This is a genomic window from Kitasatospora sp. GP30 (genome assembly GCF_029892145.1).
In the GTDB taxonomy this organism is placed as follows: domain Bacteria; phylum Actinomycetota; class Actinomycetes; order Streptomycetales; family Streptomycetaceae; genus Kitasatospora; species Kitasatospora acidiphila.
Map to the genome: position 1 here is coordinate 406079 of NZ_JARZAH010000004.1, position 20449 is coordinate 426527.

24 protein-coding genes are annotated in these 20449 nt (G+C 71.8%); 16 read left to right on the top strand and 8 right to left on the bottom strand.

Annotated features, from left to right (window positions below):
* Positions 1–24 precede the first annotated feature (24 nt).
* Positions 25–288 carry a DUF397 domain-containing protein gene (locus tag P3T35_RS09880; RefSeq protein ID WP_101383933.1) on the top strand — a complete coding sequence of 88 codons (264 nt, stop codon included), beginning with the start codon at positions 25–27 and terminating at the stop codon, positions 286–288.
* Between the two features lie 174 nt (positions 289–462).
* Here the strand turns inward: P3T35_RS09880 and P3T35_RS09885 are convergent, their stop codons facing one another.
* Positions 463–1524: a hypothetical protein gene (locus tag P3T35_RS09885; protein ID WP_180356756.1), complete on the bottom strand. Its 1062-nt coding sequence runs from the start codon at positions 1522–1524 to the stop codon at positions 463–465.
* Between the two features lie 162 nt (positions 1525–1686).
* Here P3T35_RS09885 and P3T35_RS09890 point away from each other — a divergent pair, with 162 nt between their 5' ends.
* A complete protein-coding gene (locus P3T35_RS09890; protein ID WP_101383935.1) occupies positions 1687–2562 on the top strand; it encodes an NAD-dependent epimerase/dehydratase family protein in 876 nt (291 codons plus the stop codon).
* An 86-nt stretch (positions 2563–2648) separates the two neighbouring features.
* Complete coding sequence (locus P3T35_RS09895) at positions 2649–4172, top strand: S53 family peptidase (protein WP_101383936.1); 1524 nt, start codon at positions 2649–2651, stop codon at positions 4170–4172.
* 60 nt (positions 4173–4232) lie between these two features.
* Here the strand turns inward: P3T35_RS09895 and P3T35_RS09900 are convergent, their stop codons facing one another.
* Both P3T35_RS09900 and P3T35_RS09905 read right to left on the bottom strand, forming a co-directional pair.
* Entirely contained in the window at positions 4233–4994 is a 762-nt protein-coding gene (locus P3T35_RS09900) for an SDR family NAD(P)-dependent oxidoreductase (protein ID WP_101383937.1), read from the bottom strand.
* 51 nt (positions 4995–5045) lie between these two features.
* A complete protein-coding gene (locus P3T35_RS09905; protein WP_101383938.1) occupies positions 5046–6185 on the bottom strand; it encodes an acyl-CoA dehydrogenase family protein in 1140 nt (379 codons plus the stop codon).
* A gap of 107 nt (positions 6186–6292) precedes the next feature.
* Between P3T35_RS09905 and P3T35_RS09910 the strand changes: the two genes are divergently transcribed.
* Positions 6293–6895, top strand: coding sequence for a TetR family transcriptional regulator (locus tag P3T35_RS09910; protein WP_101383939.1), 603 nt, complete (start codon positions 6293–6295; stop codon positions 6893–6895).
* A 63-nt stretch (positions 6896–6958) separates the two neighbouring features.
* Here the strand turns inward: P3T35_RS09910 and P3T35_RS09915 are convergent, their stop codons facing one another.
* The 5 genes from P3T35_RS09915 to P3T35_RS09935 all read right to left on the bottom strand — a co-directional run bounded on the left by P3T35_RS09915 (position 6959) and on the right by P3T35_RS09935 (position 9583).
* Positions 6959–7393, bottom strand: coding sequence for a nuclear transport factor 2 family protein (locus tag P3T35_RS09915; RefSeq protein ID WP_101383940.1), 435 nt, complete (start codon positions 7391–7393; stop codon positions 6959–6961).
* 25 nt (positions 7394–7418) lie between these two features.
* A complete protein-coding gene (locus tag P3T35_RS09920; protein ID WP_101383941.1) occupies positions 7419–7700 on the bottom strand; it encodes a metal-sensitive transcriptional regulator in 282 nt (93 codons plus the stop codon).
* 176 nt (positions 7701–7876) lie between these two features.
* Complete coding sequence (locus P3T35_RS09925) at positions 7877–8203, bottom strand: cation transporter (protein WP_101383942.1); 327 nt, start codon at positions 8201–8203, stop codon at positions 7877–7879.
* A gap of 127 nt (positions 8204–8330) precedes the next feature.
* Positions 8331–9218: a M56 family metallopeptidase gene (locus P3T35_RS09930; protein WP_280705097.1), complete on the bottom strand. Its 888-nt coding sequence runs from the start codon at positions 9216–9218 to the stop codon at positions 8331–8333.
* Entirely contained in the window at positions 9215–9583 is a 369-nt protein-coding gene (locus P3T35_RS09935) for a BlaI/MecI/CopY family transcriptional regulator (protein ID WP_101383943.1), read from the bottom strand. Before P3T35_RS09935 ends, P3T35_RS09930 begins: the two co-directional genes overlap by 4 nt.
* Before the next feature lie 202 nt (positions 9584–9785).
* On the opposite strand from P3T35_RS09935, the gene P3T35_RS09940 reads away from it, so the two are divergent.
* From P3T35_RS09940 to P3T35_RS09995, 12 genes are all read left to right on the top strand, one after another.
* The gene (locus P3T35_RS09940; RefSeq protein ID WP_101385498.1) at positions 9786–11060 is read left to right on the top strand and encodes an aminotransferase class I/II-fold pyridoxal phosphate-dependent enzyme; all 1275 of its coding nucleotides are present in this window, start codon (positions 9786–9788) and stop codon (positions 11058–11060) included.
* 122 nt (positions 11061–11182) lie between these two features.
* Positions 11183–11686 carry a MaoC family dehydratase gene (locus P3T35_RS09945; RefSeq protein WP_101383944.1) on the top strand — a complete coding sequence of 168 codons (504 nt, stop codon included), beginning with the start codon at positions 11183–11185 and terminating at the stop codon, positions 11684–11686.
* 50 nt (positions 11687–11736) lie between these two features.
* Complete coding sequence (locus P3T35_RS09950; RefSeq protein ID WP_101383945.1) at positions 11737–12558, top strand: SAM-dependent methyltransferase; 822 nt, start codon at positions 11737–11739, stop codon at positions 12556–12558.
* Positions 12559–12591: 33 nt separating this feature from the next.
* Positions 12592–13632 (top strand): class I SAM-dependent methyltransferase, encoded by a 1041-nt coding sequence (locus P3T35_RS09955; RefSeq protein ID WP_101383946.1) that lies wholly within the window; start codon positions 12592–12594, stop codon positions 13630–13632.
* A gap of 59 nt (positions 13633–13691) precedes the next feature.
* Entirely contained in the window at positions 13692–14591 is a 900-nt protein-coding gene (locus tag P3T35_RS09960) for a diiron oxygenase (protein ID WP_101383947.1), read from the top strand.
* Positions 14592–14678: 87 nt separating this feature from the next.
* Entirely contained in the window at positions 14679–15533 is an 855-nt protein-coding gene (locus P3T35_RS09965; protein WP_101383948.1) for a hypothetical protein, read from the top strand.
* Position 15534: 1 nt separating this feature from the next.
* Positions 15535–15951 carry a holo-ACP synthase gene (gene acpS, locus P3T35_RS09970; RefSeq protein WP_101383949.1) on the top strand — a complete coding sequence of 139 codons (417 nt, stop codon included), beginning with the start codon at positions 15535–15537 and terminating at the stop codon, positions 15949–15951.
* 62 nt (positions 15952–16013) lie between these two features.
* The gene (locus P3T35_RS09975) at positions 16014–16256 is read left to right on the top strand and encodes an acyl carrier protein (protein ID WP_101383950.1); all 243 of its coding nucleotides are present in this window, start codon (positions 16014–16016) and stop codon (positions 16254–16256) included.
* A 107-nt stretch (positions 16257–16363) separates the two neighbouring features.
* Positions 16364–17557, top strand: coding sequence for a methionine adenosyltransferase (metK, locus tag P3T35_RS09980; protein WP_101383951.1), 1194 nt, complete (start codon positions 16364–16366; stop codon positions 17555–17557).
* Positions 17558–17610: 53 nt separating this feature from the next.
* Positions 17611–18594, top strand: coding sequence for a carbohydrate kinase family protein (locus tag P3T35_RS09985; protein ID WP_101383952.1), 984 nt, complete (start codon positions 17611–17613; stop codon positions 18592–18594).
* The gene (gene metF / locus P3T35_RS09990) at positions 18591–19514 is read left to right on the top strand and encodes a methylenetetrahydrofolate reductase [NAD(P)H] (RefSeq protein WP_101383953.1); all 924 of its coding nucleotides are present in this window, start codon (positions 18591–18593) and stop codon (positions 19512–19514) included. Before P3T35_RS09985 ends, metF begins: the two co-directional genes overlap by 4 nt.
* Before the next feature lie 21 nt (positions 19515–19535).
* On the top strand, positions 19536–20449 hold a 914-nt coding region (locus tag P3T35_RS09995), incomplete at its 3' end, for an adenosylhomocysteinase (RefSeq protein ID WP_280705129.1).

Below are 20449 nucleotides of genomic sequence, written 5' to 3' on the forward strand. Positions count from 1 at the left end.
ACGGCATACGGAAGAGGGACGCAGATGTCACGGTCGAAGCGTGCTTTCAGCGCACAGGAGTTGGCGGCCGCGCAGTGGTACGCGGCTCCAGGAGACACAGACGGGCCGCAGGTCGCCTTCATGGCGGACGGCTATGTCGTGTGGCGCCATGGCGGCGATCCGCAGGCGCCTGTGCTGCTGTTCGACCGGGGGGAATGGGAGGCGTTCCAAGCGGGCGCCGCCGCAGGGGAGTTCCAGGATTTGGTGGGCCATAGCCTGGCCGCTGAGGTGACCAATTCTCAGGATTGATGGCCACTGGGTGGTGGGTGGTCACTTGGACGTATAGGTGACCATAGGGCCTGCGAGCCTGGGTGCTTTACGGCTCGTCTGTCCCTGGCGTCGACGGGGTACCTGACACGGCAGGTGCCCCCTGGCGCAGAATGCCAGGGGGGCACCTGACCGGGTCGGTCGGCGCGCTGTGCGTTACCAGGCGATGACCATCAGCCCGGGGCCGCCGGCGGTGCCGGGCTGGCCTGCCTCGCCGGCACCGCCGGTGTAGCCGCCCTGGAAGCCGCTGCCGCCGTATCCGCCCGCGCCGCCGTTTCCGCCCAGGCCGCCGTTGCCTCCGACGCCGACGTTGGCGGGGACCGTGTAGGTGCCGTCGGGGAGCTTCAGGGTGGTGGGGCCGACGGCCTTGGCGCCCGTCCCGCTGGTGGTGGGCCAGCCGCCGCGGCCCGCGTAGTGGTGGGACTGGTCCGCGCCCCGGATGCCGGGGGCGCCCTGACCGCCGACCTGGCCGACGGTCGGAGTCACCTCACTGTTGCCGCAGAGCAGTTGATCGGCCGCCCCGCCCGCCCCGCCGGGGCTGGCGCCGGAGGGCTCCCCGCCGGTGGCCCCGCTCTCGGTGCCGCCGGCTCCGCCTCCGGCGCCCCCGGTGCTCGTGCCGCCCGATCCCGGGTTCACGTAGATCGGTGGCATCTGGTCGGTGATCCCCGTCAGACTGGTCTGAAGGGGGCCGGAGTTGCCGTTGCCGCCGCCCTGCCCGTTCCAGCCGTTCGACCCGTTGCCCCGGAAGGTCCAACCGCCCGCGCCGCCGGCGACCGAGCCGCCGCCCTGCCCGCCGGCGCCGCCGCCGCCGACCTGGACGGAGAAGAGGGCCCCGGGACTGACGCCCATCGTGCACTGCACGAAGGCGCCGGACCCGCCGCCCGCGCCGCTCGTGCCGCCCGCACCGCCCGCACCTCCGCCGCCGGTGTAGTTCCCGGTGACCCCGCCGCCGCTCTCGCCGCCCTCACCGCCGCCGCCACCACCACCGCTCGCCCCGCCGGCACCACCGCCGCCACCGCTCCACAGGTACACGGTGATCGAGTTGATCCCGTCCGGGACGACCCACTGCTGCTCCTGCTCATCCAGGAACTGCTCGTGCCCGTGATAGGGGTTCCCCTGCGGGGTGGCGGCGTGGGCCGTGGCGGGCATGGCGGTCAGCGTGGCAGCTGCCAGCGCGGTGAGCGCGGCGATGCGGAGCACGGAAGCATGAGTTGTCATGCACTCAGATTATGGAGCCGTCAGCACAAATGAGAGTGCGTCATTCCGGATCACTCGAAAGAGTGAATGGGCTGGCGACCCAGAAATGGGACTGACGATCAGTCAAGTAAGCGAGTGGCGTAGCGTAATCGGACCAGACGACTACAGATGGAGGGGACACCCATGAAGATCCTGGTGCTCGGCGCCACCGGCTACATCGGCGCGGCAACGGTCGCACGGCTCACGCAGGACGGTCACGAGATCGTCCGCCTGGTGCGCGACGCCTCCCGCGTCGCGCCCGAACTCCCGCACCGGGTGGGCGACCTGAGCGACCCCGAATCGCTGAGCGCCGCCGTGACCGATGACATCGACGCGGTGGTGCACATCGCCAGCCCCATCGGGGACGAGGCGGCGGACACCGCGGCCGTCGACGCGCTGCTGGCACCGTTGCGGGGTACCGGGCGGGCGTTCGTGTACACCAGCGGTGTCTGGGTGCTCGGTGCCACCGATGACGCGCCGGTTGACGAGGAGACGGCCACCAACCCGATCCCGCTCGTCGGCTACCGCCCGCTGATCGAGCAGCGGGTGCTGGCCGCAGCGGCGGACGGGGTGCGGGCGACGGTGCTGCGCCCCGGCATCGTGTACGGGAACGGCGGCGGCATCCCGGCGATGATGGTCGGCTGGGCCCGCGAGCACGGCACCGGCCGGTACGTGGGTGCCGCCGACACCCGCTGGCCGATGGTGCACCTGGCGGACCTCGCCGACCTGTACGCGCTGGCACTGGGCAAGGACGCGCCCGGCGGCGTGCTGCACGCCGTGGCGCTGGCGGAGGTGCCGGTAGCCGGGTTGGCCGCGGTCGCGGATGTCGCCGCGGGCGGTACCGGTCGCGCCGAGCCGTGGTCGGGCGAGGCCGCCGCCGCGGCCTTCGGCGCCCTGTTCGCCGAGGCCCTGGGGCTGAACCAGGTGGTCTCGGCCCGCCGGACCGTCGCCGAACTGGGTTGGCAGCCGAGTCGTCCGCACCCCTTCAGGGCCCTGCTGTCGGACGTGCGCGGAAGCTGAGCGTTTCACCCGCGTTCTGTCGGATCCATTGAGTGGTGGTTGGCCGCGCCCGTACACTCGCGCCGCAAGTCCCCCAACCATCCCTCATGGAGGACTACTTGAAGGCCATCACCGTACGCCGGCTGCTGCTCGCGGGAGTCAGCAGCCTGGCCCTCGCCGCGACCGGCGTGCTCGCCGGCCCGGGCGGCAGCGCCACCGCGTCCGCCGCCTACCCGGCAGTGCACCCCACGGTCGCCGACTACCTCCAGCTGTCGGCCGGCACCACACCGCCCACCCAGGCCCAGTGCGCGGCGGCCGGCCGGCGCTGCTTCAGCCCGCAGGCGGTTCGCGCTGCCTACAACCTCGGCCCGCTGTACGCCAACGGGAACGACGGTCGCGGTCAGACCATCGCGATCATCGACTCCTACGGCAGCGACACCATGGCGCACGACCTGCATGTCTTCGACCAGGCCTTCGGTGTCGCCGCGATGTGCGGTGAGGAGGGCGCGGCCTGCCAGCCCGGCATGCCGAGCTTCAGTGAGCTGCAACTGCAGGGTTCGCCCGCCACCGTCGCACCGCCGCCCACCAGCCAGGGCACCGGCCAGGAGGACAAGGCGGCTTGGGACCTGGAGGTCTCGCTCGACGTGGAGACCGCGCACGCGATGGCTCCCGGCGCCAACATCCTGCTGGTCACCACCCCCACCGCCGAGACCCTGGGCGTGCAGGGCCTGCCGCAGATGATGGACGCCGAGCAGTACGTGGTCGACCACCACCTGGCGAACGTCATCTCGCAGTCCTTCTCCAGCGACGAGGGGGCGTTCCACAGCGAGGCGTCCCTGGAGAACCTGCGGCACGCCTTCAAGTCGGCGGCGCAGAACGGCGTCACGATGCTCAGCTCGTCCGGTGACAGCGGCTCGGCCGGCGCCACCAAGACCCCGGTGAAGTCCGGCGGCATCACCCTGCCCTACCCGTCGGTGGGTTGGCCGGCCTCCGACCCGCTGGTCACCGCCGTCGGCGGCACCTTCCTGTGTACCGACCCGGGCGCGGTCAGCGGACGGACCACGGACAGCAGTGACAACCCGGCCGCCTGCCAGTCCAACCCCGGTGCGGCCGAGGTGGGTTGGACCGGCTCCGGGGGCGGGTACAGCCAGTACTTCGCCAAGCCCGACTACCAGTCGTCGCTGCCGGCCGGCTCCACCGCGATCGGTGCGATGCGCGGTGTCCCGGACGTCTCGCTGCAGGCCGCGCCCGGCACCGGTGCGCTGATCTACGTCTCGCTGCCGCCGGACGGCTCCTCGGGCCTCAAGTGCGGTGCCACGGCGTGCAGCTCGGGCTGGTACGACATCGGCGGCACCTCGCTGGCCTGCCCGGAGACGGCCGGCCTGGTGTCGATCGCCGACCAGCTGAACGGCGGCGGGCTGGGTCAGATCAACCCGGCGCTGTACAAGCTGAGCACCGACCCGGCCAAGTACGCCGCGGACTTCAACGACGTGACCCTCGGCAACAACACCACCGACCCGACCGTGCCGGGCTACCCCGCCACCACCGGCTGGGACCCGATCACCGGTCTCGGCACCCCCAACGCCGCCGCCCTGCTGCCCGACCTGGTCAGCGCGGTCCACGCGGGCTGAGTTCGGAACGGCCGAAGGCCCGCCCGAATCCTAGGGCGGGCCTTCGGCATCAGCGAAGTGTCAGCGAGCCGACATCCGCAGCGCGCCGTCCATCCGGATCGTCTCGCCGTTGAGGTAGTCGTGCTCGGCGACCATGGTGACCAGGCGGGCGTACTCCGTCGGGTCGGCCAGCCGCTGCGGGAAGGTGACGCTGGCGGCGAGCCCGGCCTTCACCTCGTCGCCGAAGCCGGCCATCATCGGAGTGTCCACGATGCCGGGCGCGATGGTGACGACTCGGATGCCGTACTGCGCCAGGTCGCGGGCGGCGGTGATGGTCATGCCGGCCACGCCCGCCTTGGAGGCGGCGTAGGCGATCTGGCCGACCTGGCCCTCGAAGGCCGCGATCGATGCGGTGTTGACGATCAGGCCGCGCTGGCCGTTGTCGTCCGGCTCGTGCTGGGCGATGGCCTCGGCGGCCAGCCGCATCACGTTGAAGGTGCCGATCAGGTTGACGTCGATCACCGTGCGGAACAGGTCGAGGTCGTGGGCGCCCTTGCGGCCGAGGATCCGGGCGGAGGGGGCGATGCCGGCGCAGTTGACGGCCACCCGCAGCTGGGCGCCGTCGGCGTCGATCCGGGCCAGCGCCTCGCGGACCGGCGCCTCGTGGGTGACGTCGGCGGCCAGCAGGGTGACGCCGTCGAGCTGGTCGCCGGCGGCCTCGATCGCCTTCTCGAGGTCGAGGCCGTAGACGGTGGCGCCGCGGGCCGCCAGGGCGGCGGCGGTGGCGGCGCCGAGGCCGGAGGCGGCGCCGGTGACCAGTGCAGCGGATCCGGTGAGGTCCATATCAGGTTCCTTGGGGGAGTTCCTTGGGCGAAGACTGGAGGTGACGGGCCGTCAGTGGGACAGCCCGCGGCTGATAACGAGCCGCTGAATCTGGTTGGTTCCCTCGAAGATCTGCGTGATCTTGGCTTCACGCATATAACGTTCAACCGGGAAGTCCCGGGTGTAGCCGTAGCCGCCGAGCACCTGGACGGCGTCGGTGGTGACCTTCATGGCGGCGTCGGTGGCGACCAGCTTGGCCACGCTGGCCTGGCGGCTGAACGGCCGGCCGGCGTCGCGGCGGCGGGCCGCGTCCAGGTAGGTGGCCCGGGCCGAGTCGACGGCGGCGGCCATGTCGGCCAGCATGAAGCCGAGCCCCTGGTGGTCGATGATCTTCTTGCCGAAGGTGGTGCGCTCGTTGGCGTAGTCGACCGCGGCGTCCAGGGCGGCCTGGGCCAGGCCGGTGGCGCAGGCGGCGATGCCGAGGCGGCCGCCGTCCAGGGCGCTGAACGCGATCTGCAGCCCCTGGCCCTCGGTGCCGATCAGCCGGTCGGTCTCCAGCACCGCGCCGTCCCAGTAGGCCGCGGTGGTGGGCACCGCCTGCAGGCCCATCTTCCGCTCGGGGGCGCCGAAGCTGAGGCCCTCGATGGCGCCGGGCGCCAGGAAGCAGGAGACGCCCTTGCTGCCGGGCGCGGTGCGGGCGAACAGCGAGTAGAAGTCGGCCCGGCCGCCGTGGGTGATCCAGGCCTTGGTGCCGGTGATCCGGTAGCCGTCCGCGGTGAGCTCTGCCTTGCAGTTGAGCGAGGCGGCGTCGGAGCCGGCCTGCGGTTCGGAGAGGCTGTAGCCGCCGACCATGGCGCCGCCCAGCAGGTCGGGCAGCCAGCGCTGCTTCTGCTCGTCGGTGCCGAACGTGTACAGCGGGTGGCAGGCCAGGGTGTGCACGCTGGTGGCGACCGCGATGGCGGCCCAGCGGGCGGCGAGCTCCTCCAGCACCTGGAGGTAGACCTCGTACGGCTGGCCGCCGCCGCCGAACTCCTCGGGGTAGGGGAGGCTCAGCAGACCGGCCTGGCCGAGGATGCCGAACAGGCCCTCGGGGTAGGTCTCGGTGCTCTCGTGCTCTTCGACTCGTGTGGCGAGCTCGCGATCGGCGATCTCGCGGACAAGGGCGATCAGATCCTCTGCGTCCTGGGTGGGGAGCATGCGGTCGACGGCCACGGCGACTCCAAAACGGTACTTTAGGAGGTACGTCAGTACCGCTTAGCGTAGCGCATGGGCTGACCTGCGGATACGCGGCCCAGCAGGCGGCCTGTAATACTGGCGGCATGATCGAGTCCTCCGCCGTGGGCGCCCCCAGGCTGACCGGCCGCGGTGCGGCCCGCCGGTCGGAGCTGTTCGACGAACTGGTGGCCCTGGTGATCGCCGAGGGCTTCGCCGGATTCACCCTGGACGAGCTGGCCGCCCGGCTGCACTGCTCCAAGCGCACCCTCTACGGGCTCGCGGGCAGTAAGGAGCAGCTGGTCCGGGGCGTGGTGGTGCACTTCTTCCGGCGCGCCACCGGCCGGGTGGAGGGCGCGCTGGCTGCCGAGAGCGACCCGGTCGCCCGGCTGGCGGCCTACCTGCGCGCGGTGGCGGATGAACTGGCGCCCGCCGCACCGGTCTTCTTCGACGACGTGGCCGCGTTCGGGCCGGCCGCCGAGGTCTATGAGCGCAACACCCGGGCGGCGGCGGGCCGGATCCAGCAGCTGATCGAGGAGGGCGTGGCGGCCGGCGTGTTCCGCGAGGTCCATGTCGCGTTCGCCGCCGAGGTCATCAGCTCGGTGATGGTCCGCATTCAGCAGCGCCAAGTCGCCGTCGCCACCGGCCTGGCCGACGCCGAGGCCTACGCGCAGCTCGCCGAACTGCTGCTGCGCGGGCTCACTCGCTGACGCAGAGCGGGCTGCTGCTGCGCGGGCTGACGTTGGGCGGGCGCACTCGCTGTTGACCGATGGTCAGCCGAGGAGGCGCCGGGCCTCCTCGGTGATGGCCTGATCGTTGATGCTCGCGTAGCGGCGCGACATCAGGCCGTTGCCGGCGAACTCCCACTGCTCGTTGCCGTAACTGCGCCACCACTGGCTGGCGTTGTCGTGCCACTCGTACTCGAAGCGCACCGAGATCCGGTTGCCGGTGAACGCCCACAGCTCCTTGCGGAGTCGGTAGTCCAGCTCGCGGGACCACTTCTCGCGCAGGAATGCGGTGATCTCGCCGCGGCCGTACAGGAACCGGTCACGGTTGCGCCACTCGCAGTCAGGTGTGTAGGCGAGGGCGACGCGTTCCGGATCCCTGGTGTTCCAAGCGTCCTCGGCGGCCTGCACCTTCAGGCGTGCCGACTCCGCGGTGAACGGCGGGAGCGGCGGCCGGTTGTAGGGGAACGACAGCTGGCTCATCGGGCCTCGCAAACGGGGAGCGGTGTCAGGAGCGGACCAGGCGGGCGATCGCGTCATTGGCCTCCTTGAGCTTGGCGGCGGCCTCCTCGCCGCCCTCCGCCATCGCGTCCCGCACGCAGCAGGCGATGTGCTCGTCGAGCAGCTGGAGCGCGAACGCCTGCAGGGCGCGGGTGGTGGCCGACACCTGGGTGAGGATGTCGATGCAGTAGGTGTCCTGCTCGACCATGCGCTGGAGGCCGCGGACCTGGCCCTCGACTCGGCGGAGCCGCTTGAGGACGTCATCCTTGTGAGTGCTGTAGCCGGCCATGTCCGTCTCCGGTTTCTGCTGTCCGGTTCGGGGGACCCGAGGGGGTGTGGGCTTGCTTCTACTGTACCCGGGGTGGGTATGGAATCCGAGGGGCCGCCGTGCGGCGACCCCTCGGGACTTCGGTCGGTGCTGCGGTGCTGTTCGAGTGCGGGGCGCCTGGTCGGCCCGCTGCGCGGTCAGCCGTCCAGGCGGGCGGTGAGGTCGTAGCCGGCCTCGTCGATGGCGGCCGCGACGTCGGTGTCGTTCAGCGGCGCGGTGCTGTCGACGGTGACCTTGCCGGTGGCCAGGTCGACGGCGACCTCGGTGACGCCGGCGATCTTCTTGAGCTCGGCGGTCACCGAGCTCACGCAGTGGCCGCAGGTCATGCCGGTCACCTCGAAGACGGCGCGGTTGGCGGCCTCGCCCTGGGGGGCGGCCGCGGCGCCGGTGCCGCAGGAGCCGCAGCAGGAGGAGGTGGCCGAATCGCCGGCGGTCGGCTCGGAGTTGATGGTGACGTCGGTCATGGCGGTGCTCCTGTCATCGATACCCGAAGTAAGGCCGACCCACGGATCGGCCCGACCACTTGAAAGTACCATACCCCCCTAGGGTAAGGAAATGAGCGCAGGGCGGACCGGCTCGACCGTGCTCCGGTCAGCGCGGAATCGGCCCGCAGGTCAGCAGATACGGCACCGTCGGCCCCAGCGCGATGGCGGCCAGCACCGCCAGCCGGACCGGCAGCCGCAGCGGCGGCGCCGGGCGCAGCAGGCGGCGGATCCGCAGCAGTGCCCCCGCGCCACCGGCCGCCAGCGCCGTCGCCGACGGGACGGCGGTGGCCACCTCGCAGACCGCGGCGGCCAAGTCCTCGGCCGAGCAGCGGCGGGCCGCCCGGTCGTCGGCCATCAACTCCAGCAGGGTGGCCGTCTGCTGGCGCAGTCCGTGCGCCAGCGGCAGCCGCCACAGCGCCCGGGACAGACCGGAGCTCACCGTCAGCAGCAGATGGTGACGACCCGTCAAATGGGCCCGCTCGTGCTCCAGTACGGCGTTCAGCTGCCCCGACGGCAGGCCAGCCAGCGCGCCGCTGCTGACCACCACGGGGCCGCGGGCCAGGCAGTAGGCCGCAGGCGTCGGATGGTCGAGCAGCACGGCGTCCAACGCGGCGTCGCGCCGCCCAGCTAGGGCGAGCCGGTCGAGGTGGTCCGCGCGCTCCCGCCGGGCGCGGCGGGCCGCGGCAGCGATCGCGCCGAGCGGCCACAGGGCGCCGAGGCCGACCGGCAGCAGCACGGTCGGGCCCTCGGCGGCTGACGGCGCGTCGGAGTCGAACAGCGCCAGCAGGCCGTGCGCGTGGGGGCCGGTGAGGGTGAGGTGGTAGGCCGCCAGCGAGCAGGCCACCGTGAACGTCGCCGCCAGCCCGTACCAGACCGCCAGCGCGAGCCTCGGTGCGCGCTGCGGCCAGTGCGCCCGGGCCAGCCGCCGCGGGGCGACCGTGCCGACCAGGACGGCGTAGAGCGCCAGGACCAGGGCCGCTGCCAGGGCCGTCACTCGCCGCGCCCGCGCAGCAGGCCTTCGAGCGCCTGGCGCAGGGCCTGCTGCTCGTCCGGTGAGATCTGCTCCGCGAAGTGCGCCAGCGCGGTGGACCGGTCCGGGCTGGAGGTGAGCGCGTCCGCCATCAGTGCGGCGGTGTACTCCTCCCGGCTGCGAACGGGCTCGTAGAGCCAGGCGCGGCCGAGCTTGCGCCGGCGCAGATGGCCCTTGTTGTGCAGGATGTCGGCCACCGTCATCACGGTGGTGTAGGCGATCGGGCGGACCAGGTTCAGATCGTCCACCAGTTCCCGGACCGTGGCCGGCCTGTTCCAGGACCACAGCCGGTCCATGATCTCGGCCTCGAGCTCACCCAGGCGCCGCATATGCCGGTTCTCCCCTCGCCGTCTCCGGTCGTCGCGTCCGCCATGGTAGGCGGTGTACGCGCGCTGCCGCAGCCCGCTACCCGGTGGGGGTGGGGGTATGTGATGTCTGTCTCTCAACTCTCCTGATCAGACGGTGCGGTGACTCTTCCTTAGTGACATACCCCTTGCCCCGACGGTGGGATACGACGGCATCCTGGGCGGCATGACGACTCATCCGGACGCCGCCGCCGCGGCGCACCCCACTGCAGCCGACTCCACCGCCACCACAGCCGACTCCACCGCCGCGGCGCACCCAGCCGCCCAACTCCACCCGCAGACCCGGGTCGTGCACGCCGCGACCGGGCACGCCCCCGGGCCCGGCCCGCTGAGCGTGCCGATCTACCAGACCTCCGGCTTCGCCTTCGACGACGCCGACTCGATCGCCGCTGCGATGGCCGCCCCGGACGGCGACTACGTGTACACCCGGCGGGGCAACCCGACGGTCCGGGCGCTGGAAACCGCGCTGACCGAGCTGGAGGGCGGCGCGGCGGCGATCGCGGCCGCCTCCGGCATGGGGGCGATCAGTGCCGTGCTGCTCTCGCTGCTGCAGCCGGGCGACCACGTGCTGGCGCAGAAGTGCCTGTACGGGGGCACCTTCTCGGTGCTGACCGACCTCGGCCGCAGGTTCGGGATCGAGACGACGTACCTGGACGCCGAGGACCCGGCCGAGATCGCGGCCGCTACTCGGTCGAACACCCGCTTGCTGCTGCTGGAGACCATCGCCAACCCGACCACCCGGGTCTGCGACCTGCCGGCCCTGCTGGCCGCCGGCCGGGCGCGCGGGCTGGTCGGCGTGGTAGACAACTCCCTTGCCTCGCCGGTGCTCTGCCGCCCGATCGAGCACGGCGCGGACATCGTGGTGCACTCCACCACCAAGTACCTGGCCGGCCACAGCGATGTGATCGGCGGTGCGGCGGTCTTCGCCGATCCCGCGCTGCACCGCGCCGTCTGGGCCCGCGCGGTCGAACTCGGCGCCACTCCGGACCCGTTCGCGGCCTGGCTGACCATTCGTGGCCTGCAGACGCTGGTGCTGCGGATGCGCCAGCACTGTTCGAATGCGGCGCTGCTGGCCGAGCGGCTGGCCGCGCATCCGGCCGTAATCGCCGTCAACTGGCCTGGCCTGCAAGGACATCCGGACCGCGAGGTGGCGCGCCGACTGCTGTCCGACTGCGGCGGCATGCTCTCCTTCGAGCTGGCGGGAGGCCGGGAGGCCGGGCGCCGGTTCATCGGCGCGGTCCGGCTGGCCAGGCTCGCGCTGTCGATCGGCGGCGTGGAGACGCTGGTGACCCATCCGGCCAGCACCTCGCACCGTGAACTCACCGAGGAGCAGCTGGAGTCGGCGGGCATCGGGCCCGGAACGGTCCGGCTGGCGGTCGGCATCGAGCACCCCGAGGACCTCTGGGCCGACCTTGACCAGGCACTTCACAGCGTTCGCTGACCGACTCGCTTTTTTGGGTTGACCAAATCATTGGCCCGTGCCTACATTGTGGATGTCTCAACGGCCCGCACCGAGACGAGAGCGAAGAACCGCCCCCGGTGCCGACGGCAGGAGAACCCCCCATGTACTACTTCGAGGACTTCGTCGCAGGCGCCGAATTCGAGCTCGGCACCGTGACGGTGACGGACAATCAGATCATCGAGTTCGGCCGGCAGTTCGACCCGCAGCCGTTCCACGTCGACCACGAACTCGCCGCCGCCTCCCCGTTCGGCGGGCTGATCGCCAGCGGCTGGCACACCGCCTCGCTGTTCATGCGCCGCTATGTCGACGGACTGCTGGCCGACAGCGCCTGCCTCGGCTCGCCGGGCGTCGACGAGATCCGCTACCACCGGCCGGTCCGGCCCGGCGACCGGCTGACCGCCCGGGTGCGGATCCTCGGTTCCCGGCCCTCGCTGGGCCGGCCGGACGCCGGGATCGTCCAGCCGAGCTGCGAACTGGTCGACAGCGAAGGTCAGTTGGTGTTCAGCATGATCCTGCACAGCATCTTCGGACGCCGTCCGGCCCGACCGGCCGCGCCGATGCCGTCCGTCGACCCGGTGCACCCGGTGCCGGCCCCCGCCAACTGAGGCACCACGCCACCGAGTTACCCCCCACCCGACTGGAAGGAACCCCCACTATGGAAGCCGTCTCCAAGACCGCCCAGTGGACGGCCGCCGCCCGGGCCCTGGAGTCCGAGCGCGCCGACGCCCTCTTCGTCGACCCGTACGCCCGCACCGTCGCCGCCGACACCGGCTTCAAGCTGCTCGACCGCTACGCCGGCGCCGGCACCGTCGAGTTCCTGGCGGTCCGCACCACCTACCTGGACCGCGCCATCGCCGCCGCCGTCGCCGGTGAGGGGATCCGCCAGGTCGTCTTCGTCGCCGCCGGCATGGACACCCGCCCGTTCCGGCTGGACTGCTGGGCCGACGGCACCACCGTCTTCGAGCTGGACCGGCCCGCCCTGCTGGCCGCCAAGGAGGAACTGCTCGACGGCGCCCAGCCGCCCGCCGGGATCACCCGCCACCCGGTGGCCGTCGACCTCGCGGGGGAGTGGGCCGACTCGCTTCGCCAGGCCGGCTTCCAGGCCGACCGGCCGACCCTGTGGGTGATCGAGGGCCTGACCTTCTTCCTCCCCGAGGACGCGGTGCGCCGGCTGCTGACCGGCGTGCGCTCCCTCTCGGCCCCCGGCACCGTGCTGCTCGGCGACTTCGCCAGTCACGCGTCGCTGGTCAACCCGCTGGCCCGGCCGTTCCTCAACGCCTTGGCCGAGGATGGCGCGGCCTGGCTGTTCGGCACCGACACCCCCGAGCAGTTCCTCGCCGAATGCGGCTGGCAGGCCCGCGAGGTGCGCCAGCCCGGCGAGGACGGCGCCACCTTCGGCCGCTGGCCCTTCCCGGTGCCGCCCCGCGAATTCCGCGGCGCGCCGCGGTCCTTCCTCTACACCGCCGACCTGGCGTAAACCCGCCCGCCCCCGAACCGGAGAGGAGGAACCATGACCGCATCGTTCCGCGACCAGGTGATCACCGACGCGGCGGCCGCCGTCCGCGGCCTGACCGTGGCACTCGGTGAGCGGCTCGGCCTCTACCGCGCACTGGCCGGCGCCGGACCGCTGACCGCCAAGGAACTCGCCACCCGCACCGGACTCGACGAGCGCTACACCACCGAGTGGCTGCACGCCCAGACCAGCGCCGGCTACCTGCAGCACGACCCGGCGCACGACACCTACCAACTGCCCGACACCCACGCCACCGTACTCGCCGACGAGGACGACCCGGCCTACGTCGCCCCCTTCTTCACCGCCCTCAAGGCGCTCTACGCCACCGAGGACCAGCTGGCCGCCGCCTACCGCAGCGGCGGTGGCGTCGAATGGTCCGACCACCACGACTCCCTGGACACCGGCATGGGCAGCTTCTTCCTGCCCGGCTACCGCGCCAACCTGGTCCAGCACTGGCTGCCCGCGCTGGACGGCGTGGTCGACCGCCTGCGGGCCGGCGGCAAGGTCGCCGACGTCGGCTGCGGGGTCGGCCACTCGACCCTGATCATGGCCCAGGCGTTCCCCCAAGCCACCTTCCACGGGTTCGACTACTCCGCCGCCGCCATCGAGCACGCCCGCGAACTGGCCCGCCAGGCCGGGCTGGCCGACCGGGTCACGTTCGAGGTCGCCCCGGCCGACGGCTTCCCCGGCCAAGGCTACGACCTGGTCAGCTACTTCAACGTGCTGCACGACCTGGGCCACCCGGTCCCCGCCGCCCGCTGGGCCCACCAGGCGCTGGCCGAGGAAGGTGTCTGGATGATCGTCGAGCCCAACGCCAAGGCCGCGCTCGCCGAGAACCAGCACGCCGCCGGAAGGCTGTTCATGAGCCTGTCCGCCGTGATGTGCCTGCCGGTCGCCGCCGCCCAGCACGGCCCGCACGCCCTCGGCAACCACGCCGGCGAGGCCGCGCTGCGCGCCATCGCCGAGGGGGCCGGCTTCACCCGCTGGCGCCGCGCCACCGAGACCGCCGTCAGCGCGGTCTACCAGGCCCGCCGCTGAATCCGCTGGTCGGCAGCGCACCCCCACAGGACCGCAGAGACCCCCACAGGAGCCCCGCCATGCCCACCGCCGAACTCGCCGTCACCGACCGGTTCCGCCAACTGCTCGACCGCCTCGCCCAGAAGTCCATCGAGGACTACTACAACCCCTACCAGCGCTTCGACTGGGCCGACTCGCTCGACGACGACCAGTGGTGGATGAGCCCCGAGCTCATCTCGCCGGTCGGCACCGCCGCGCTCGACCAACTCGACGAGGCCACCCGCAAGCGCCTCTCCAAGTGGGAGAGCATCAACTTCTACAGCCTCAACGTGCACGGCATCCGCGAGCTGCTGATCGAGGTGGTCAACCGGATCCACATGCCCGGCTTCGAAGTCCCCTCGGACTTCTTCCACCACTTCATCGGCGAGGAGAACGAACACATGTGGTTCTTCTCCGAGTTCTGCCTCCGCTACGGCGGCAAGATCTACCAGCCGCCGGTGTTCAAGCTGGGCGGCGCCACCGAGCGCCAGGAGCCCGAGGTGGAGAACTTCCTGGTCTTCGCCCGGATCCTGTTCTTCGAGGAGCTGGTCGACTACTACAACATGGCCATGGGCCAGGACGAGCGGCTCTGCCACACCATCCGCCAGGTCAACGCCATCCACCACCAGGACGAGTCCCGGCACATCGCCTTCGGCCGGGAGCTGGTCGCCCACCTCTACGGGCGGATGCGGGAGGCAGTGGGCGACGACCGGCTCCGCGAGGTCGAGGCCTACCTCAAGCGCTACATGGTCTACAGCCTCAACTCCTTCTACAACCCCGAGATCTACCGCGACGCCGGGATCGCCGACCCGCTCGCCCTGCGCGCCGCGATCATCGGCGACCCGGGCCGCCGCGCCGTCGAGCGCAGGGTGATCCGCAAGCCCATGGCCTTCTTCCGCAAGATCGGCCTGTTCGCCGACGACACGCTCCCCACCAGCTGACGCCTGCTCGATCCAACGGTCAATCCATTGCTCAATCCACGGGGCAATCCACTGGCCGACCCACCACCGAGACCCCGCGAGGTACCGATGAGTCCCACCATCTCGCCGCCCACGGGCGTGCAGCAGGGCGGCCTGTCCGCCCTCGGGCCGGAGGCCACCGCGCTGCTCCGACTGCTGGACGACACCTTCGCCGGCTGGGGCGCCGAGGCCGGCGCCGCCCAGATCATCACGCCGCCGCTGCTCCCCGCCGCCGACCTGGCCAAGCTCGACTACTACGACAACTTCCCGCACCAGGCGATCCTCGCCACCGCGCTCGACCTCGACCAGCGCGCCGAGCACCCGTTCGCACCCCAGACCGGCACCTTCCCGCAGCAGGCCCTGGAGCCCGCCGCCCTCGCCCTGCCCTCGGCCGCCTGCTACGGCGTCTACCTGCACCACGCCGGATCGGCCCTGCCCGACGGCACCCTGGTGACCGTGCTCGGCCGCTGCTTCCGCAAGGAGACCGAGTACCACGACCTGCGCCGCCTGCTCGGCTTCCACATGCGGGAGGTGGTCGCGATCGGCAGCCAGGACCACACCGAGCAGCACCTGCGGACCTTCACCGAGAAGATCACCGCGTTCGCCGCCGCGCTGGACCTGCCGCTGCGCAAGGAAGCCGCCACCGACCCGTTCTACGACCGCGGCGGGGCCCGGCTGCTGCTGCAGCAACTCTCCCCGGTGAAGTACGAGTTCCTCTACGAGGACCTGGCCATCGGCTCGGTCAACGTGCACCGGAACTTCTTCGGCGAGCGCTGCGGCATCACCGTCGGCGACACCGGCCAGGCCGCGTTCACCAGTTGCGCCGCCTTCGGCCTGGAGCGCTGGCTCTCCGCCCTGACCCGGCGGCACGGCAGCTGGGAGGCCGCCACCGAGGCTGTCCGCCAGGCGGGTTCGGCGGTCTGAGATGCCTGCCGCCGCGGAGGCCGGGCCCCCTCCCGGCTGGGCGAACCTCGGTCTGGACATCGTCGCCGCCGGCCGGGTCCGCGAACTGATCGACAACCATGGTGAGCGGTTCCTGCTCCGGATGCTCACCGAGCGGGAGTTGGCCGACTGCCGCACCGACGAGGGTCTGAACACCCTCGCGGTCTGCGGCCGGATCGCCGCCAAGGAAGCCGCCTTCAAGACCCTGCGGGTCGCCGACACCATCCTGCCCTGGCTGGACATCGAGGTCCACCGGGCCCCCGGCGGCTGGCCGCTGATCGAACTGCACGGCCGCGCGGCCCAGTTGGCCGAAGCCGCCGGAATCAGCGGCATCACCGTCAGCATCAGCCACGACGCGGGTTACGCCGCCGCCGTCGCCGCCCCGATCCCGGTCGGCTGAACAGTCGGCTGAACCCGCAATCGCCCCAACCCAGTTCACCCCACATCTGAAGGAGAACCGCCATGTCCGCCAGCATCGAGCCCATCAAGTCCTGGATCCTCGGCCGCCACCCGCAGCGCACCGACATCGCGCCCGACCTGGATCTGATCGAGAACCGCCTGATCGACTCGCTCTCCTTCGTCGAGTTCGTCTTCCTGCTGGAGCAGACCAGCGGACGGCCGATCGACATGGCGACCCTGGAGGTCGACCACCTGCGCACCCTCGCCAGCATCGAGGAGCACTTCTTCGCCGCCGCCGTGGCCTGAAACCCGGCCCGCCCGCAACGTGCGGCCGCCCCGACCCCCGAGGGGCGGCCGCATCCCCGCAAAGCCCCCCCGCAAGGCTGTGCCCCCACCACCCCCAGGAGCCGACCATGACCCGCCGTCTGTTCACCTCGGAGTCCGTCACCGAGGGCCACCCCGACAAGATCGCCGACCAGATCAGCGACACCATCCTGGACGCCCTGCTCGCCCAGGACCCGACCTCCCGGGTCGCCGTCGAGACCCTCATCACCACCGGCCAGGTGCACATCGCCGGCGAGGTCACCACCAAGGCGTACGCGCCGATCGCCCAGCTGGTCCGCGACACCATCCTGGAGATCGGCTACGACAGCTCCAAGAAGGGCTTCGACGGCGCCTCCTGCGGCGTCTCGGTGTCGATCGGCGCCCAGTCCCCGGACATCGCCCAGGGCGTCGACAGCGCCTACGAGCAGCGCCAGGGCGACCCCACCGACGCCCTCGACCAGCAGGGCGCGGGCGACCAGGGCCTGATGTTCGGCTACGCCTGCGACGACACCCCGGAGCTGATGCCGCTGCCGATCACCCTGGCGCACCGGCTCGCCGAGCGCCTCAGCTGCGTCCGCAAGGACGGCACCGTCCCGTACCTGCGCCCGGACGGCAAGACCCAGGTCACCATCGAGTACGACGGCGACCGGCCGGTGCGGCTGGACACCGTGGTGGTCTCCACCCAGCACGCCTCCGACGTCGACCTGGAGACGCTGCTGGCGCCCGACATCCGGCAGTTCGTGGTGGAGCCGGTGCTGCGCGAGGCCGGCATCGACACCACCGGCTACCGGCTGCTGGTCAACCCGACCGGCCGCTTCGAGATCGGCGGCCCGATGGGCGACGCGGGCCTGACCGGCCGCAAGATCATCGTGGACACCTACGGCGGCATGGCCCGGCACGGCGGCGGCGCCTTCTCCGGCAAGGACCCGTCCAAGGTCGACCGCTCGGCCGCCTATGCGATGCGGTGGGTGGCGAAGAACGTGGTCGCCGCCGGCTTGGCCAGGCGCTGCGAGGTCCAGGTGGCGTACGCGATCGGCAAGGCGGCACCGGTCGGCCTGTTCGTCGAGACCTTCGGCACCGAGACCGTGCCGGTCGGCCGGATCCAGCCGGCCGTGCTGGAGGTGTTCGACCTGCGCCCGGCCGCGATCATCCGCGACCTGGAGCTGCTGCGGCCGATCTACGCCGCCACCGCCGCCTACGGGCACTTCGGCCGCGAGTTGCCGGACTTCACCTGGGAGCGCACCGACCGCGCCGAGAAGCTTCGCCAGGCCGCCGGCCGCTGACGGCCCCCGTCCGTCGTTCGTCGTTCGTCGTCCGTCGTCCAGAGGAGACTCCCGTGCGCCTCGCCGTCACCGGCTCCATCGCCACCGACCATCTGATGACCTTTCCGGGCCGCTTCACCGACCAGCTGATCCCCGACCGGCTCAGCACCGTCTCGCTCTCCTTCCTCGCCGACGGCCTCGAAGTGCGGCGGGGCGGAGTGGCCGCCAACATCGCCTTCGGGCTGGGCCTGCTGGGCCACGCCCCCACCCTGGTGGGCGCGGCCGGCCCGGACTTCGACGACTACCGCCTCTGGCTCAAGCAGCACGGGGTGGACACCGACCACGTGCGGATCAGCGAGACCCGGCACACCGCCCGGTTCGTCTGCACCACCGACCAGCAGCAGAACCAGATCGCCACCTTCTACCCGGGCGCCATGTCGGAGGCCGCCGAGATCGACCTCGCGGCCGTCGCCGAGCAGGCCGGCGGCTTCGACCTGGTGCTGATCGCCCCGGACGACCCCGCCGCGATGCTGCGGCACACCGACGCCTGCCGCCGCACCGGCACCCCGTTCGCCGCCGACCCCTCCCAGCAGCTGGCCCGCCTCACCCAGCCAGAGGTGCGCCAACTGCTCGACGGCGCGAGCTACTTGTTCACCAATGAGTACGAGGCCGCGCTGCTGCTCAAGCTCAGCGGCTGGTCCCGGCGCGAGATCCTGGACCGGGTCGGCCACTGGATCACCACCCTCGGCGCCGACGGCGTGCGGGTGGAGAGCGCCGGCAGCGCGCCGGTGGCCGTGCCCGCCGTGCCGGTGGCGCGGGTCAGCGACCCCACCGGCGTGGGCGACGCGTTCCGGTCCGGCTTCCTGGCCGCCCGCAGCTGGGGCCTGCCGCTCGACCGCTCCGCCCAACTCGGCTGCGCCATCGCGGCGGTGGTGCTCGGCTGCACCGGCACCCAGGAGTACCGGCTGTGCCGCGGCGACCTGCTGCACAGCCTCGCCGAGGGCTACGGCCCGCAGGCCGCCGCCGACGTCGCGATCGCCTGGGCGGGCCCCGCATGACCAGCCGACCGTCCGCCGCCCGGTCGCCGCGCCGCCTGCGCGACCTCCTGGCGGCGGGCGAACCCAGCTACTCCTTCGAGTTCTTCCCGGCCAAGGACGCGGCCGGCGAGCGTGACCTGTGGGCGGCGATCCGCCGCGTCGAGGCGGTGCGGCCGACCTTCGTCTCCGTGACCTACGGCGCCGGCGGCTCCTCGCGCGACCGCACCATCGCCACCACCGAGCGGATCGCCGCCCACAGCACCCTGCTGCCCGTCGCCCACCTGACCGCCGTCGGCCATGCCAGGGCCGAACTGCGGGCGATCATCCGGCGGTACGCCGACGCCGGCATCCATGATGTGCTGGCGCTGCGCGGCGATCCGCCCGGTGACCCGCGCGGCGCCTGGCAGCCGCACCCGCAGGGCTGCCACCACGCCGCCGAGCTCGTGCAACTCCTCAAGGAGAGCGGCTCGTTCACAGTCGGCGTGGCCGCCTTCCCGGAGCGGCACCCGCGTTCACCGGACTGGGAGAGCGACATCCGGCACTTCGTCGCCAAGTGCCGAGCCGGTGCCGACTACGCCATCACCCAGATGTTCTTCCGAGTTGACGACTATCTGCGGCTGCGCGACAAGGTCGCGGCCGCGGGCTGCGCCACCCCCATCATCCCGGAGATCATGCCGGCCACCGCCTACGGCCAGATCCGCCGCTTCGCCGAACTGAGCAACGCCGCCTTCCCCGCCGAACTCGCCGCCCGGCTGGCCGATGCCCGGGGCGACGCGGCCGCCGGCCACCGCATCGGCGTCGAGCACGCGACCCGGATGGCCGACCGGCTGCTCCAGGAGGGCGCCCCCGGACTGCACTTCATCACCCTCAACCGATCAACCGCCGCTCTTGAGATCTACCGCAACCTCGGCCTCGACCAGCCGGTTGCATCCGCTGCCTGACCACTCATCGGAGGAATCCCCATGACTGCCGACTTCAAGGTCGCCGACCTCTCGCTGGCCGCGTTCGGCCGCAAGGAGATCCAGCTCGCCGAGCACGAGATGCCCGGTCTGATGTCGATCCGCAAGGAGTACGCCGCCGGCCAGCCGCTGGCCGGCGCCCGGATCACCGGTTCGCTGCACATGACCGTGCAGACCGCCGTGCTGATCGAGACCCTGGTGGCGCTGGGCGCCGAGGTGCGCTGGGCGTCCTGCAACATCTTCTCCACCCAGGACCACGCCGCTGCCGCGATCGCCGCCGCGGGCATCCCGGTCTTCGCCTGGAAGGGCGAGACGCTGGAGGAGTACTGGTGGTGCACCGAGCGGGCACTCAGCTGGCCGAACGGCCAGACCCCGAACATGATCCTGGACGACGGCGGTGACGCCACCCTGCTGATCCACCAGGGCGTCGACTACCAGAAGGCCGGTGCCGTCCCCGACCCGGCCACGGCGGAGAACGAGGAACTGGCCGTGGTGCTGGCGCTGTTGCGGCGCAGCACCATCGACTGGGCGCAGGTCGCCGCGACCATCAAGGGCGTGACCGAGGAGACCACGACCGGTGTGCACCGGCTGTACGAGATGCACCGGGACGGCAAGCTGCTGTTCCCGGCGATCAACGTCAACGACTCGGTGACCAAGTCGAAGTTCGACAACAAGTACGGTTGCCGGCACTCCCTGATCGACGGCATCAACCGGGCCACCGATGTGCTGATCGGCGGCAAGGTCGCGGTGGTGTGCGGCTACGGTGACGTGGGCAAGGGCTGCGCGGAGTCGCTGCGCGGCCAGGGTGCCCGGGTGATCGTGACGGAGGTCGACCCGATCTGCGCGCTGCAGGCGGCGATGGACGGCTACCAGGTGACCACGCTGGAGGACGTCGTCGAGATCGCCGACATCTTCAT

What these genes read in the sequence shown, in the direction of transcription:
- P3T35_RS09880 (WP_101383933.1), top strand. Translation starts at nt 25, where the DNA reads ATGTCACGGTCGAAGCGTGCTTTCAGCGCACAGGAGTTGGCGGCCGCG.
- P3T35_RS09885 (WP_180356756.1), bottom strand. Translation starts at nt 1,524, where the DNA reads ATGACAACTCATGCTTCCGTGCTCCGCATCGCCGCGCTCACCGCGCTG.
- P3T35_RS09890 (WP_101383935.1), top strand. Translation starts at nt 1,687, where the DNA reads ATGAAGATCCTGGTGCTCGGCGCCACCGGCTACATCGGCGCGGCAACG.
- P3T35_RS09895 (WP_101383936.1), top strand. Translation starts at nt 2,649, where the DNA reads ATGGAGGACTACTTGAAGGCCATCACCGTACGCCGGCTGCTGCTCGCG.
- P3T35_RS09900 (WP_101383937.1), bottom strand. Translation starts at nt 4,994, where the DNA reads ATGGACCTCACCGGATCCGCTGCACTGGTCACCGGCGCCGCCTCCGGC.
- P3T35_RS09910 (WP_101383939.1), top strand. Translation starts at nt 6,293, where the DNA reads ATGATCGAGTCCTCCGCCGTGGGCGCCCCCAGGCTGACCGGCCGCGGT.
- P3T35_RS09915 (WP_101383940.1), bottom strand. Translation starts at nt 7,393, where the DNA reads ATGAGCCAGCTGTCGTTCCCCTACAACCGGCCGCCGCTCCCGCCGTTC.
- P3T35_RS09920 (WP_101383941.1), bottom strand. Translation starts at nt 7,700, where the DNA reads ATGGCCGGCTACAGCACTCACAAGGATGACGTCCTCAAGCGGCTCCGC.
- P3T35_RS09925 (WP_101383942.1), bottom strand. Translation starts at nt 8,203, where the DNA reads ATGACCGACGTCACCATCAACTCCGAGCCGACCGCCGGCGATTCGGCC.
- P3T35_RS09935 (WP_101383943.1), bottom strand. Translation starts at nt 9,583, where the DNA reads ATGCGGCGCCTGGGTGAGCTCGAGGCCGAGATCATGGACCGGCTGTGG.
- P3T35_RS09940 (WP_101385498.1), top strand. Translation starts at nt 9,786, where the DNA reads ATGACGACTCATCCGGACGCCGCCGCCGCGGCGCACCCCACTGCAGCC.
- P3T35_RS09945 (WP_101383944.1), top strand. Translation starts at nt 11,183, where the DNA reads ATGTACTACTTCGAGGACTTCGTCGCAGGCGCCGAATTCGAGCTCGGC.
- P3T35_RS09950 (WP_101383945.1), top strand. Translation starts at nt 11,737, where the DNA reads ATGGAAGCCGTCTCCAAGACCGCCCAGTGGACGGCCGCCGCCCGGGCC.
- P3T35_RS09955 (WP_101383946.1), top strand. Translation starts at nt 12,592, where the DNA reads ATGACCGCATCGTTCCGCGACCAGGTGATCACCGACGCGGCGGCCGCC.
- P3T35_RS09960 (WP_101383947.1), top strand. Translation starts at nt 13,692, where the DNA reads ATGCCCACCGCCGAACTCGCCGTCACCGACCGGTTCCGCCAACTGCTC.
- P3T35_RS09965 (WP_101383948.1), top strand. Translation starts at nt 14,679, where the DNA reads ATGAGTCCCACCATCTCGCCGCCCACGGGCGTGCAGCAGGGCGGCCTG.
- acpS (WP_101383949.1), top strand. Translation starts at nt 15,535, where the DNA reads ATGCCTGCCGCCGCGGAGGCCGGGCCCCCTCCCGGCTGGGCGAACCTC.
- P3T35_RS09975 (WP_101383950.1), top strand. Translation starts at nt 16,014, where the DNA reads ATGTCCGCCAGCATCGAGCCCATCAAGTCCTGGATCCTCGGCCGCCAC.
- metK (WP_101383951.1), top strand. Translation starts at nt 16,364, where the DNA reads ATGACCCGCCGTCTGTTCACCTCGGAGTCCGTCACCGAGGGCCACCCC.
- metF (WP_101383953.1), top strand. Translation starts at nt 18,591, where the DNA reads ATGACCAGCCGACCGTCCGCCGCCCGGTCGCCGCGCCGCCTGCGCGAC.